The following is a 12,645-nucleotide window of genomic DNA, read 5'->3' as shown; positions in this document are numbered from 1 at the left end:
CACCCACTACATCGCCCGATCCCTACTCGAAACCGGCGGATTCAGACCCCAACTACACCGTCAATCATGAAGAGCCACAAAACAGTCCGTGTTCGTGCCCGAGCGCATCAAATTCTGCCGGTCGATACTGCGCCAGGTACACAACAGCAATCTCAATTATTGCTTCACCAACAATATTCACACCATTTTCAGCGGGGTTCCGGCGCAAGCCGCGAATTTGATCTTGAATCGGGCGGGCGACACGGACGGGTCATCCGATAGTTGCGTGAACTGCGTGTTAGGGGCCGGTTTCCGGAATCGGGCGGGGTGTGGTGAAAGTCGTAATCGATCGCCGGCACCGCTCGCGATTGTCCGCATTATTGCGAAACGACGCCCTGGTAGGCAAACGCTGCATTACCTCGGCCACGTCAAATTTCTGAAGTGAATCCGCCACGATCGATGTCATTCACCAATGGCCGTCGCCACTGGTATCTGGCTTTCGGTGCATCGTCGCGACAACCTTCGAACCGGCGCCCGCCGGCGTTGCCAGCCGCTACCCGGATTTCGCCGTGAGTGTGCCGGCGGCAACGGCGGCGGCATTGATTCGGGTCAGTACTTCGTGCAGGCGTTCCAGCTCGTCGAGGCCGACGCCCAGTTGTTCGACCACCGCCGGCGGAATCTTCAGCGCGCGGCGACGTAGCGCGACGCCTTTCGGTGTCAGCGTGATGTGGGTGGTGCGCTCGTCGGTCGCGCTGCGGGTGCGGCGGATGAGCTCGAGCGTCTCGAGGCGCTTGAGCATCGGGGACACGGTGGCCGAATCCATCTGCAGCAGTGCGGCGATCTGCTTGACGGTCAACGGCTCCTGCTTGGCTTTTGCGTTGTCCCACAACGCCAATAGCACCAGGTATTGCGGATGCGTCAGCCCGAGCGGTTCGAGCAGTGGCCGGTAGATCGCGAGGACCGCACGGTTGGTGATGGCCAGCGCGAAGCAGACCTGCCGTTCGAGGGCCAGAGGGTCGACGTCTTCCGAGACAGCGGACATGTTGCCCAGCTTATTACCAATTAGGGCCCTAACAGTTTGTGTCGTAGTGCCCGGCACGGGGTTCTCGGTGGCGCGTGATCCGGCCGGGCGAGTGTCTCTCGCCGTCGGCGTACGTGAGTTGTCTCACCCCTGTGGAATAGCAAGCTAAATGATAGTGTCCTAACTATTAGGGTACGAAGAGCATGGTGCTCGTCGACCTCATCAGGCAAAGGAGTCGTCATGGTCGCCGACAGTCCGACGTTCTGGCAGCGCATCACCTACGCCTACGGGCGGCGCTTACCGGACCACCTGCGGGAATGGGTTCGGCAGGACCTGACCGACGACGGCGCCGTACGCCGGCACATGATCCGGTACGCCATCCCGCCGATCTTCGTGCTGGCGCCGTTGTGGCTGCTGCCGGCATCGGTGTACGTGCACTCCGAAATGACGCTGCCGATCTACTTCTGGGCCCTCGTGATGGCGTTCGTGCTCAACAAGGTGTGGCGTCGCTACCGTCTGACTCAGCACGGCCTCGACCCGAACCTGATCGACGAAGTCCTGCGGCAGAAGCAGTCGCAGATGCACGACCGCTACGTCGAGCGTTTCGGTCCGCGACCGGAATCCGCCAAATGGCAGGCGAACAGCCGACCGTTCTGACGGGCGGCCCGGCGGCCGACGTCATCCCAGGAGGGATTCGCTTGCTTCCCGGGCGCGCTGCGCTGCCTCGGTATCGCCGGTGATGGCGGCGGTCACGATCGCGCCTTCGGCCAACAGGCACAAGGGTTCCGGCGGTGCCTCGGTGACGGCGGCGACCCAGCCCGCAATCTGCTCGTGGAATGCCTGCTTGTGGGCGCGTACTTCGGCCACGACTGCCGGCGAGGTGGCGCCGAGCTCGCCGTAGGCGTTGATCCAGGCGCAGCCCCGGAAGCCCGGCTCGGCGAACCACTGTCCCAGCCAGTCGAAGACGGCCAGGACTCGCTCTCGTGGATCTGCACGCTGTTCCACGTAGTCGGTGAGGCGGCCGCGCCAGCGGCGGTCGCGGCGTTGCAGCACGGCGACGATGAGTTCTTCCTTGGTTGCGAAGAGCCCGTAGATGCGCTTCAGTGCGATCCCCGCCGCCTCGCGAATGTCGTCCATGCCGACGGCTTGGATGCCGCGCTCGTAGAAGAGGGTCTCCGCGGCGTCCAGCAGCGCCTCGCGGTCGCGGGACTTCTGTTCGTCGCTGATCGGCGCGGGCATCCGAATTTCCTCCTTGACGTTGAGAACGCTCGTTCCCTACGCTAGTCGAATCGCGTAGAGAACGCACGTTCTCAATGAGAGAAAAGAGAGAGTCATGTCCGAACAACGTCCGCCCGTCCCGCCGTTCACGAAAGAGACCGCACTCCAGAAAGTGCAGGCCGCCGAGGACGCCTGGAACACGCGCGACCCGCAGCGTGTCGCCCTGGCGTACACGCCCGACTCGGTCTGGCGTAATCGGGACACGTTCGTCACCGGTCGCGAAGAGATCGTGCCGTTCCTGACCGCCAAGTGGCAGCGCGAGCACGACTACGCCCTGCGCAAGACACTGTGGGCGTTCTCCGAGAACCGCATCGCCGTCAAGTTTCAGTACGAGTGGCACGATGCCGCGGGCCAGTGGTGGCGCAGCTACGGCAATGAGCTCTGGCAGTTCGACGCGGACGGCTTGATGGAACGCCGCGAGGCGAGCATCAACGACGTGCGAATCAACGAGGGGGATCGGCGCATCTTCGGCCCGCGTCCGGAGCGTGACCGCGGCGTCGAGATTCCGCTTCAGTAGGTGCCGGGCCAGCGCCGTCCGCCGGCTCACCGCACGCCGAGGCAAGAGAAACGCCCCATGCCAGCACCTGGGCCACATTGGCCGGCAGGGCGGGCAGGTGAACCTGCCCGCCGCGGGAACTCACGCGAATCCCCGTGAGTATTGAGGCGGGTGCGGCAGCGTCACCCCGAGGTGTTGCGCGGCGTCGCGGACCCAGTTGGGATTGCGCAGCAGGGCACGGGCGACGAAGACGGCGTCGGCCTCGCCGCCGGAGACGACCGCTTCGGCTTGCTCGGCTTCGGTGATCAGTCCGACCGTCGCAGTGGGGATATCCGCCTCGGCGCGAACCCTTTTCGCGAAGGGCACCTGATAACCGGGGGCCACCGGGATGCGGGCATCGGGAATCGCGCCGCCGCTGGATACGTCGACGAGGTCGACCCCGGCCTTCTTCAAACCGACGGCGAGGGCGACGGTGTCCGCGACGGTCCAGCCCGGTCGCGGGTCGTCGGTGTCCCCGGCAAGCCAGTCGGTGGCGGAAACCCGGAAAAACAGGGGCAGATGCTGCGGCCACGCGGCGCGAACCGCTTCGGCGACCTGCAGCGCGAATCGCATCCGGTTGTCGAGCGATCCGCCGTACGCATCGGTGCGCGTGTTGGACTGCGGGGACAGGAACTGGTGAATGAGATAGCCGTGGGCGCCATGGATTTCGAGGACCTGGAAGCCGGCTGCGGCGGCTCGCCGGGCGGAATCGGCGAAGCTCGCCACGATTCGCTCGATCTCGTCGACGTCCAGTACGGCGGGAACGGGACGATGTCCGAACGCAATGGCGCTGGGGCCCAGCGTCGTCCAGGATTCGGGAGTCCGGCTGGGGTCCGGCCAGGGCCGCCCGGTGGCTGCCTTGCGGCCGCCATGCACGATCTGGATGCCCGGCACCGAACCCTGCTCGGTGATGAAGTGCGTCAACCGCCGAAATGCCGGAATCTGGCGGTCATCCCACAATCCGAGGTCATAGACGCTGCTGCGGCCGACGGGGTCCACAGACGTCGCCTCGACCATCGCCAGGGCGACGCCACCGACCACTCGCGCACCGAAATGCTGTAAATGCCAGTCGGTCGGGGTGCCGGCTTCCGGTCCGTCGGCGACGCCGGAGAACTGCATCATCGGCGACATCCAGGCCCGGTGCGCGAAGGTGACACTTCGGAGGGTGAGCGGTGTAAAGAGTGTCGACATCAGTTCACTCCCAGGAAGTTTCGGGCCGCTCGGGTCAGTGCGTCCTCGTCGGGCCCGTACTTGACCGCGAACCGTACCGGGTCCGATTCGGCCATGTCGAAGGGATAGTCGCTGCCGCAGACCACCTTGTCCTTGCCGGCGATCTTGCCGAGCAGTTCGAGTTGCGGGGCGTCATGGGTGACGGTGTCGAAATACAGATCGGCGACGACGTCGGACGGCAATCGGCTGCCTGCGGCGCGGACATCGGCACGGGCCCGCCAGCCGTGGTCCCACCTGCCGAGCAGACCGGGTGCGCAGCCGCCGCCGTGCAGGAAGCAAATGCGTAACTCGGGCAGTTCGTCCTTCAGACCGCTCAGCACGAGATTCGCGACCGCAGTGGCGGTTTCGACGGGGTTGCCGATGAGGTTGGCCAGATAGTAGTCGCTCCACTCCGGCCGGCCGATCTGCATGGGATGCACCAGCACTGCGAGATCGAGACGAGCGGCCTCGGAGACGATGTGCCGCAATGCGCCCCGATTCAGTGAGTCGCCGTCGACCACCGGCGGTATTGCGACGCCGACGATGCCTGCGGCGTCACGCAGCGCGGTCAACTGCGAGGTGATGTCTCCGGGTTCGCCCAGGGCGACGATGCCCAGCCCCAGGAGCCGTCCGTCGGATGTTCCGACGACATCGGCCAGCGCGGTGTTGAATGCGCCGGCGTACTCGGCGCCGGCCGCGGTGAGCGGAAAAGCGAACGGAGGCGCGGAAAGTACGCGTAGCGCGACGCCGGCGCGGTCCATGTCGGCGGTGATCGCGGTCGCGTCGCTCATGGCATCGGTGGCGATCGACAGCGGGAGGTCACCGAGATGCAGCTGGCCGTCGCGGTCATTCATCGGGCCGTACGGGGCGCCGGGCGGCAGTGCGAACAGTGCACGGGGCAACCAATGGGCGTGAACGTCGATGACGCCGTCGGCGATGTGCGGTCTCATCGCGCGATCTCCAACGCGTCGTTGGCGCTGTCGAGATGCTCGACGGTGGTGAAAATCAGCTCGGTTTCGCCGATGTTCTCGATGTCGTGCAGCAGGAATTCGCCTGGCCCGAAATGGAAGTGGCGGGTCTCGCCGGCTTGATAGGAGACTTCGCGGACGGTGCCGTCATGGGTGTGCTGGCGGCTGCTGCCTGCGTTGATCGCCGTCCAGAAGTAGTCCAGCACATGCCGGTGGGCGTGCCAGCGCTCACCTGGCGCCAACCGGATCTCCCACACCCGGACCCGAGAGTCCTCGCTCAGCAAGCGGGATCCGACGTTTCCGTCGAAGGCGTGCTCGGCGAACTCGGTCTTGAGCCAGCCCGGCCAGCTCTCGAAGTCGGTGGCCACCAGCTCACCGGCGAGCGGTAGGTCGGTCAGATAGTTGTTGTCGGTCATTTTCGAATTCCTTTCGTCGTGAAGAGCTTTAGCGTCCGGGGCCGTAGAGGCCGAATCGCAGGTCTGGGTCTCCAGGTGTCCAGCTGTTGCGGAACTGCGAGCGTTCGCCCATGTCCACCACGCGGCGCAGCAGGCTGTCGCTCAGCTGTAGCTGCGCCGGTTCCCATTTGGCCAGGGCTGCCACGATGTCTCCGGCCGAGGTGGACAGCGCATCGGCCAGCGCCCAGGCGTCGGCGGCGGCCTTGGCGGTTCCGGCGGCCGCATGTGGCCGCGAGGCGCACGCGGCATCGCCGATCAACGCCGCCCGGCCCAGAGCCATCCGCGAGGACCGCACGTCCGACAGCACCTGCAGGTAGGGCTGCGGCGTCTTGACGACCACTTCGGCCACTGCGGGTGCGAGTTGCGCCGCTGCCGCCGTGCGCAGTTCGTCGACGAAGCGGTCCTGCACCTGGCCTGGGTGGACCGATACCGATCCGCTGAATCCTCTTTTGTCGATGAGCAATTCGCTGAGTTCTGGGCCCGCCGGCACATTGCGGTACCAGACGTAGTTCATCAACCGGTCGGCCTCGTCGAGGCTCTGTTCACCCGGAATCGGGTACATCGTGATGTGCGAATTCGGGATCACGGTGTAGGTGATGGCGTCGCCGAGTACCTCACGAGTGGAGGCTGTCAGCTCGGACAGGGGGACGGTTCCGCGCCAGCCCACGTAGCCGGAGTAGGTGAGTGCGGCACCGGGATCGAAATGCTCGCGAGCCGGTGAGGTGATGCCGTCGGCGAAGACGACGAGGTCGGCATTGGCAGTCTTGCCGCTGACGAACCGCACCGTGGCGGTGTGTTCGTCCTGACTGAAACCACAGGCGAATTCGCCGTAGTGGTAGTGCTCGGTACCGAAGTCGGCGAGCAGTGCCCGGTAAAAGGTGCCCCACGAGGTGTAGGTCCAGCGGGCGGGCTCCCGGTGCACGGTGGCGCCATTGGGGTCGAGGTATTGCACGTAGGAGGTGGCGGTGTGCAGATCGGCCATGTGCTGCCGGCTGCGTTCGGTGAACCAGCGCACGGTGTCCGGCTGCAGGACGATGCCGCTGCCGCGACCGTCGAGGGGAGTGGGGGTGCGTTCGAAGACGTCGACATGGAATCCCAAGTCGCGCAGCAACAGTGCGGTGGTGAGGCCACCGATGGATCCGCCGACGACGATCGCCGAAGCAGTGGAGTATTCGGTCATGATGCGCTCTTTTCGCTGAGCCGGGTGGTGTGGGTGGTGGGGTGGTCGACGGGCATGGGTTCCCCGCGGGTTTCGCGGGCGAAGGCCAGGCCGATGACGGCGATCAGGCCTACCGCCGACACCGAGGCGGTGGCGACGCCGAGGTTGCCGTCGAACCACGACGAGGCGATCACCCCGGCCGTGAGAGGCCCGAGCGCGGTGACGTAACGGCCGACGCTGTTGCACACGGCCAGCGCGGTGGCACGCACACTGGGCGGGAAGAGTTCCGGACCATAGATGAAGGTGCCCGACAGGGCGCCGAACAAGCCGAAGCCCAGCAGCGGCATCGCGATGAGCAGCTCGGTGTGACTGCGGTCGAACGGAAACGTCCACGCGATGGTGGCGGCCGAGACCGTGAAGCTGATCGCGAAGGCGTTCCGGCGTCCGATCGCGTCGGCGACGAAACCCCATGCGGCGTAGCCGATTATGCCGCCGGCGTTGAACAGCATCGCGGCCACCGCGACCCGGTGATCGGCCACGCCGGAAGGGAGGCCTTCGGCCTTGGTCGCCTGCCGGATGATCTGCGGGTACCACGTCGACACGCTCCAGAACGCGATCAGCGCTCCGGTGGCCAGTGCGGTGCAGACCAGCATGGGGTGCAGTAGTGGCGGGCTGAACAGGCGTCGCAGCACGAATCGATCGTGGACGTGATTGTGGCCCAGTGCTTTCCGCTCCCGACGTGCTTGCAAGTGGGCGCCGATCTCGGGTGGCTCGGGTACGTAGCGGCGGATGAACCACACCACCAGGGCCGGGATGCCGGCGAGCAGCATCATGGCGCGCCAGCCGTGGTCACCCAGCAGTGCATAGGCGGCGGCCGCCATGAAGAAGCCACCGGCGTATCCGGCCATCATCACGCCGCCGGCGCGGGCCCGGAATCGGTTGCGCCAGGTCTCGGCGATCAGAGCGGCACCCACCGGTGCCTCGACACCTGATCCGAGGCCTGCGATGAATCGCAGGACGCCCAGCTGCCACCACGTGTCGGCGAAGAAGGCGAGCGCGCTGAACGCCGCGTAGGTGAGGATGCCCGCCGACAACACCCGGGTACGGCCGAAATAGTCGGCGAGTATGCCGAAAAGTATTCCGCCGGTCGCCCATCCGATGAGGAAGAGCGCGACGGTCAGGCCGCCGTAGAACCCGATGGCCGCGGCATCGGTATCGATGCCGCTGTTCGGGAGCAGCTCGTTCATGGCGGGGCCGAGGACGAGGACATAGAGGCTACCGGCGAAGCCATCCAGGCCCCAGCCCAGCGTGGTGCCCGCCAGGACCAGCCATTGCGTTCGGGTGATGTCGTGATGCCAGCGTGCTGCGGACATGGGTGTGCCTTTCGGGCCGTCGGAAGTGGGTCAGTTGAGGCGGCGCTGGGGCTGCCCGCCGTACCAGTCGACGGGCTCGGCAGCGGTGCGCACCACGATCGTCTTGACCCAGGAGAAGTCGTCGAACGACTCTGTGCCGGCGTCTTTTCCGGAACCGGATTCCTTGATGCCGCCCCAGGGGAGGGACGGTTCCAGGCGGTGGTGGTCGTTGACCCAGACCATGCCCGCGTTGATGCGCGCCGCCACGCGGTGGGCGCGGCTCACATCGGTGGTCCACACTCCGGCACCGAGGCCGTACGGGTTGTCGTTGGCCATCTGCACGCCGTCGTGCTCGCCGTCGAACGGGATGACCACGGCGACCGGCCCGAAGATTTCTTCCCGGGCGACCGTCATGTCCATGGTGGCGTCGGACAACACGGTGGGTTCGAGGTAGAAGCCGCCGTCGAAAGGGCTTGGCAGGGAGGGTATTTGGCCACCGGCGGCGAGGGTCGCGCCCTGGTCGAGGCCGGTCCGGATCAGCGCCGTGACCTTGTCGCGCTGCCGGTCGCTGATGAGCGGTCCCATCTGGGTGTCCGGCAGGGCGGGGTCTCCGACGCGAATGGCCCGGGCGCGCGCAGTGAGGGCGGCGACGAACTCGTCGTAGATGCCCCGTTGCACCAGGAATCGCGACCCTGCGACACACGACTGGCCGGCCGCGACGAACGCGCTGAAGGCTGCACCCTCGGCGGCGATCTGCGGGTCGACGTCGTCGAACAGCAGCACCGGCGTCTTGCCGCCCAGCTCGGCGGTGATTCGCGCGAAGCGTGACGCCGTCGCGACGGCTGCTGATCGCCCGGCCTCGGTGCCGCCGGTGAGAGTGATCTTGGCGATGTCGGGATGGCCGGTGAGACGCTCGCCCGCCTCGCGCGCGCCCGTGATCACATTGAGCACGCCGTCGGGTAGCCCGGCGTCGGTGACGATCTCGGCGAGGGCCAGCGTCGTCAGCGGTGTCAGCTCAGATGGCTTGACCACCACGGTGTTTCCATTGGCGAGGGCGGCCGACAGGCTCCGCGCCAGAATGAGCATCGGATGGTTGAACGGCGTGATGATGCCGCACACGCCGAGCGGTAGCCGCTGCTGATAGGTGAGGTAGGGCCCGTCGCCCGGCAGCACGGCTTGGCGTTGCGCGGCCAGCAGCCCGGCGTTGTACCGGAACCATTCCGGCACGCGAGACAGCTGGGCCCGGGTTTCGGTGATCGGCCGCCCGTTGTTCTGGGCCTCGAGGGTGTAGAGCTTCTCGGCGGCGGATTCGATGACGTCGGCGATGCGCAGCAGCAGCTTGGCGCGCTCGCTCCGGACCATGGTCGGCCACGGCCCGTCCTCGAACGCCGCGCGGGCCTTGGCCACCGCGGCATCGACCTCACGCGCCCCCTGCTCCGGGACGGTGGCGATCACTGCGCCGGTGGCGGGGCTGAGGATGTGGCGGACAGGGGTGAGGGGCGCATCCGTGACCACGGTGGGGGCCGGTGAGACTTGGGTCATGCCAATGAGTCTCATCACAACGCCAACTGCGTTCAATGTCGTGCAAGACATATTATTCGGCTGAATATGTGTGTGGCTACATCTCCTCGTGATGCACACTGATCGGATGACGACGTCGACGGGCCGCGAACGGCCGGGGGCGGAACTGGTCACGTGGCTGGCAGCGTTGCGCACCCTCAGTGCCCTTGCCGGTGCTGAGACCGATCTGGCCGAGGTGCTCTGCCTGGTCGCCGACACCGCGCGGACGCTGCTGGGCTTCGACTTCTGCGGCGTGCTCATCCCCGACGACACCGGCGAGCAACTGCTCGTGCGGGGCTGGAGCGGATTGTCGGATGAGTACGTCGGACGGGTGAACTCCGACCGCCCCATCCGGCTGGACAGCACCTCGCCGTCGAGTCGCGCTTTCCACAGTGGAGAACCGGTGGCTATCCGCGACGTGCGGATTGAACCCCGATTCGCCCTCTGGGCCGGTGTGGCACAAGAGCAGGGCTATCGGGCGATCGTCGCCGTACCGCTCATTGCCGGCACCGAGGTGCTGGGAACACTCAACGGCTACTACGCCTCGGTGCACACCTTCACCCGCTACGAGATCGAGCGGCTGACCTTGCTCGCCAACCATGCCGCCATCGCGGTGACTTCGGCGCGCCGGCTCGATGAATTGCGCACTCTGACCAAATCGCTACGGGAGCAACGCGATGCGCTCGCGCGTTCGGAACAGATCCACGAACGGTTGCTCGCAGTGACCTTGCGCTCGGGAGGCGTCAGCGGGATTGCCGCGGCGTTGAGCGACCTGATCGGCCGGCCCGTGCTCATCGACGACGCCCGCCAGATCGAGCTCGCGCGCTCAGCCGACGGCATCGATTACCCGGCCGTCGCAGTCCGGACCGCGACGACGGATGCCGAGTCCGCAGCAGACTCGTCGACGGTCGGCGAGGCCGTCGACGATCAGGGTGCTTCGACTGGCTGGCTCGTCGCACGGGTGCGTCTGGGCAGCGAGGTCGCAGCCCGCATCTGGTTCCCCGGAGTCCCCGATTCACTTGACCCCCTACAGATTCGGGCGGTAGAGCACGCCTCCATCGTCATCTCGGTGGAGTTGCTGCGGATGCAGACCGCCGCCGAGGTCGAACGACGGGTGCGTGGCGAACTGCTGACCGATGTGCTGACCGGCAGCGGTCAGCCGTCGGACCAGATTCGGGAACGTGCGCGACGCTCGGGCCACGATCTGTCCGTCGCCCACGTCGCCGTCGTCGCCACCCTCGCCGGCCCCAGCGAGTCGGCCACCCGCCGGGCGTGGCAACGTGCGCTCTCCGCTGTCACCGAGCTGGCATCGGGGCGTCAGCCGCGTCCGCTGGTGGCGATGCATGGCGGAACGCTGGTCGCTCTCTGGCCACGTGAGGGCGACGAGTCCCCGGGTGTCATCATTCAGCGGGAGTTGTCCAGGATCGCGCCGAACATTTCCGCGACAGTCGCGGTGTCGCCCGTTTACGGATCCGATTACGGCGACGCCTACCGGATCGCCAGGAGTGCGCTCGAGATCTCCGTGCGTTCGGGTCGCACCGATTCCGTTGTGAGCCTTGACGATCTCGGCATCGTCGGATTGCTCCTGCAGCTCAATGACCCGGCCAAGCTGACAGCTTTCGCCAACCGGACGCTGGCGCCGATCGTCGACTACGACGCCAAACACCGCACCGACCTCGTTGCCACGCTGCGAACCCACTTCGCCTGCAAACTGGACCGCACCGCGACCGCAGAAAAACTGTTGATTCATCCCAATACGGTTGCCCAGCGCTTACGGCGCATCGAGTCGCTGTGTGCAGTGGACCTGGCCGATCCAACCGCCAGCGTGCAGTTCTCATCCGCGCTCATCGTGTATGACATTGCGGAACAAGGCCTCGGCTGATAGATCGTGACTGCGCAGGCGGGTGCGAGGACGCCCCTCAGAAGATCGGTCTCGTGAACCGGTCTGGGGCGATTAGGCTGAGTCGTGTTGAGGTCCCGCGACCCCGCGGGTCCAGACACTTTGGGGGAGAGATGTCGATGAAGATCCGTCTGACTGCCGGCGTGGTTGCCGCAGTCTCCGCGTTGTCCGTCGCCGCCGCTGGACCTGCGTCGGCGTGGCCGATGCCGTTCACGCCGGAACAGCAGCGGTTCATCAACCAGGCCCGCAACGCGGGCTTCCCGGGCGATGACGACGCGATCATGCAGGCCGGTCTGCAGGCGTGTCAGATGGCGTTCAGTGGCCAGTCGCGGCCCGACGTCGTCGGCGCGCTGGCCGGGCAGTACGGCGCCGACGCGGGTCCCACCGGCGCGCTGGCGAAAGCTGCGCACGGCATCTTGTGCACGTCGGCCCCGAACTGACCAGCCCATGACGCAACCGCCACCGCAGCAAGGCCCATGGGACCCGACGCCGACGCCGCACGGACCGCCGGGAAACCCACCGGGCCAACCGATCCCGCCCGCGCCGGGGCAGCAGGCGTGGCAACCCCAGCCGGGTTGGCCGCCGCCGAATCCGCAACCCTGGGCCGGCCAGCCGCAGGCCAACTACGGTGCCCCGAACCCGTTCCCTGGATATGCGCCGCCGCCGCGCAAGTCAGGCATCAAGCCGTGGATGTGGATCGTGGGCGCGGTGGTGGTGCTGGTCGTACTCGGCGGCATCGGCAACATGGCCCGCAAGGGACTACAGACCACGACGGTCTTCGGTTCCCACCTCAAATCGGGGCAGTGCGTCACGACCTCGGACTACGAGAAGTTCGATTTCACCTCGACCAGCTGCGAATCCTCCGACGCCGTCTACGAATTGGCGGGCGAGACCTCGAAGGGACTGTGCCCGGACGGCAAGGCGCCGTCGGAGGGCCCGTACTTCTACGCCACCAGCAATCAGGACGATCCCAAGGCTGCGAGCCTGTGCTTCGCCCTGAACCTGCATGAGGGTGACTGCTACGCGCTGGATCTCACCGGCAAGAGCGTCAGGAACATCGAATGCGCACAGGCTCCGGCGATCGCCAACTCGCACACGGGGGTGTTCAAGGTGGCCCAGCGCGTCGATGACAGCACCGATGAATCGGCCTGCGCCACTGCGGCGAAGGCGATGGTCTTCACGTCCCCGAAGCGGGTGTACTGCTTGAGCAAGCTTGTCGAGTGACGTCG

The 12,645-nt window shown here is 66.4% G+C and carries 13 protein-coding genes; 5 read left to right on the top strand and 8 right to left on the bottom strand.

Annotated features, from left to right (window positions below):
- Positions 1 to 532: 532 nt before the first annotated feature.
- Positions 533 to 1,021, bottom strand: coding sequence for a MarR family transcriptional regulator (locus tag ACJH6H_RS14160; RefSeq protein WP_346414520.1), 489 nt, complete (start codon positions 1,019 to 1,021; stop codon positions 533 to 535).
- Between the two features lie 219 nt (positions 1,022 to 1,240).
- On the opposite strand from ACJH6H_RS14160, the gene ACJH6H_RS14155 reads away from it, so the two are divergent.
- Positions 1,241 to 1,657: a DUF5313 domain-containing protein gene (locus tag ACJH6H_RS14155; protein ID WP_212806769.1), complete on the top strand. Its 417-nt coding sequence runs from the start codon at positions 1,241 to 1,243 to the stop codon at positions 1,655 to 1,657.
- A gap of 21 nt (positions 1,658 to 1,678) precedes the next feature.
- On the opposite strand, the gene ACJH6H_RS14150 is transcribed toward ACJH6H_RS14155, so the two are convergent.
- Positions 1,679 to 2,239 (bottom strand): TetR/AcrR family transcriptional regulator, encoded by a 561-nt coding sequence (locus tag ACJH6H_RS14150; RefSeq protein WP_406775095.1) that lies wholly within the window; start codon positions 2,237 to 2,239, stop codon positions 1,679 to 1,681.
- Between the two features lie 94 nt (positions 2,240 to 2,333).
- Between ACJH6H_RS14150 and ACJH6H_RS14145 the strand changes: the two genes are divergently transcribed.
- On the top strand, positions 2,334 to 2,795 hold the full coding sequence (locus ACJH6H_RS14145; protein WP_212806767.1) for a nuclear transport factor 2 family protein: 462 nt from the start codon (positions 2,334 to 2,336) through the stop codon (positions 2,793 to 2,795).
- Positions 2,796 to 2,915: 120 nt separating this feature from the next.
- Here ACJH6H_RS14145 and ACJH6H_RS14140 read toward each other — a convergent pair whose 3' ends face one another.
- From ACJH6H_RS14140 to ACJH6H_RS14115, 6 genes are read right to left on the bottom strand one after another with little or no spacing between them, the layout of a single operon-like run.
- Complete coding sequence (locus ACJH6H_RS14140; protein WP_346414518.1) at positions 2,916 to 4,004, bottom strand: NADH:flavin oxidoreductase/NADH oxidase; 1,089 nt, start codon at positions 4,002 to 4,004, stop codon at positions 2,916 to 2,918.
- Entirely contained in the window at positions 4,004 to 4,972 is a 969-nt protein-coding gene (locus tag ACJH6H_RS14135; RefSeq protein ID WP_406775094.1) for an amidohydrolase family protein, read from the bottom strand. The genes ACJH6H_RS14140 and ACJH6H_RS14135 overlap by 1 nt, the downstream gene beginning before the upstream one ends.
- Positions 4,969 to 5,406 (bottom strand): hypothetical protein, encoded by a 438-nt coding sequence (locus ACJH6H_RS14130; RefSeq protein WP_212806764.1) that lies wholly within the window; start codon positions 5,404 to 5,406, stop codon positions 4,969 to 4,971. Before ACJH6H_RS14130 ends, ACJH6H_RS14135 begins: the two co-directional genes overlap by 4 nt.
- Before the next feature lie 28 nt (positions 5,407 to 5,434).
- On the bottom strand, positions 5,435 to 6,625 hold the full coding sequence (locus ACJH6H_RS14125; protein ID WP_212806763.1) for an FAD binding domain-containing protein: 1,191 nt from the start codon (positions 6,623 to 6,625) through the stop codon (positions 5,435 to 5,437).
- Positions 6,622 to 7,977 (bottom strand): MFS transporter, encoded by a 1,356-nt coding sequence (locus ACJH6H_RS14120; protein ID WP_212806762.1) that lies wholly within the window; start codon positions 7,975 to 7,977, stop codon positions 6,622 to 6,624. The genes ACJH6H_RS14125 and ACJH6H_RS14120 overlap by 4 nt, the downstream gene beginning before the upstream one ends.
- Positions 7,978 to 8,007: 30 nt before the next feature.
- The gene (locus ACJH6H_RS14115; RefSeq protein WP_212806761.1) at positions 8,008 to 9,498 is read right to left on the bottom strand and encodes an aldehyde dehydrogenase; all 1,491 of its coding nucleotides are present in this window, start codon (positions 9,496 to 9,498) and stop codon (positions 8,008 to 8,010) included.
- A gap of 106 nt (positions 9,499 to 9,604) precedes the next feature.
- Between ACJH6H_RS14115 and ACJH6H_RS14110 the strand changes: the two genes are divergently transcribed.
- The 3 genes from ACJH6H_RS14110 to ACJH6H_RS14100 all read left to right on the top strand — a co-directional run bounded on the left by ACJH6H_RS14110 (position 9,605) and on the right by ACJH6H_RS14100 (position 12,640).
- Positions 9,605 to 11,398, top strand: coding sequence for a helix-turn-helix domain-containing protein (locus tag ACJH6H_RS14110; RefSeq protein ID WP_406775093.1), 1,794 nt, complete (start codon positions 9,605 to 9,607; stop codon positions 11,396 to 11,398).
- Between the two features lie 137 nt (positions 11,399 to 11,535).
- Positions 11,536 to 11,856: a DUF732 domain-containing protein gene (locus ACJH6H_RS14105; RefSeq protein WP_406775092.1), complete on the top strand. Its 321-nt coding sequence runs from the start codon at positions 11,536 to 11,538 to the stop codon at positions 11,854 to 11,856.
- Between the two features lie 7 nt (positions 11,857 to 11,863).
- Positions 11,864 to 12,640: a hypothetical protein gene (locus tag ACJH6H_RS14100; RefSeq protein ID WP_406775091.1), complete on the top strand. Its 777-nt coding sequence runs from the start codon at positions 11,864 to 11,866 to the stop codon at positions 12,638 to 12,640.
- The last annotated feature ends 5 nt before the right edge of the window (positions 12,641 to 12,645 follow it).

The organism is Mycobacterium sp. SMC-21, from assembly GCF_045310825.1.
Classification (GTDB): domain Bacteria; phylum Actinomycetota; class Actinomycetes; order Mycobacteriales; family Mycobacteriaceae; genus Mycobacterium.
Note: the sequence above shows the minus strand (reverse complement) of the source record. Positions and strands in the feature narration are given on the sequence as shown.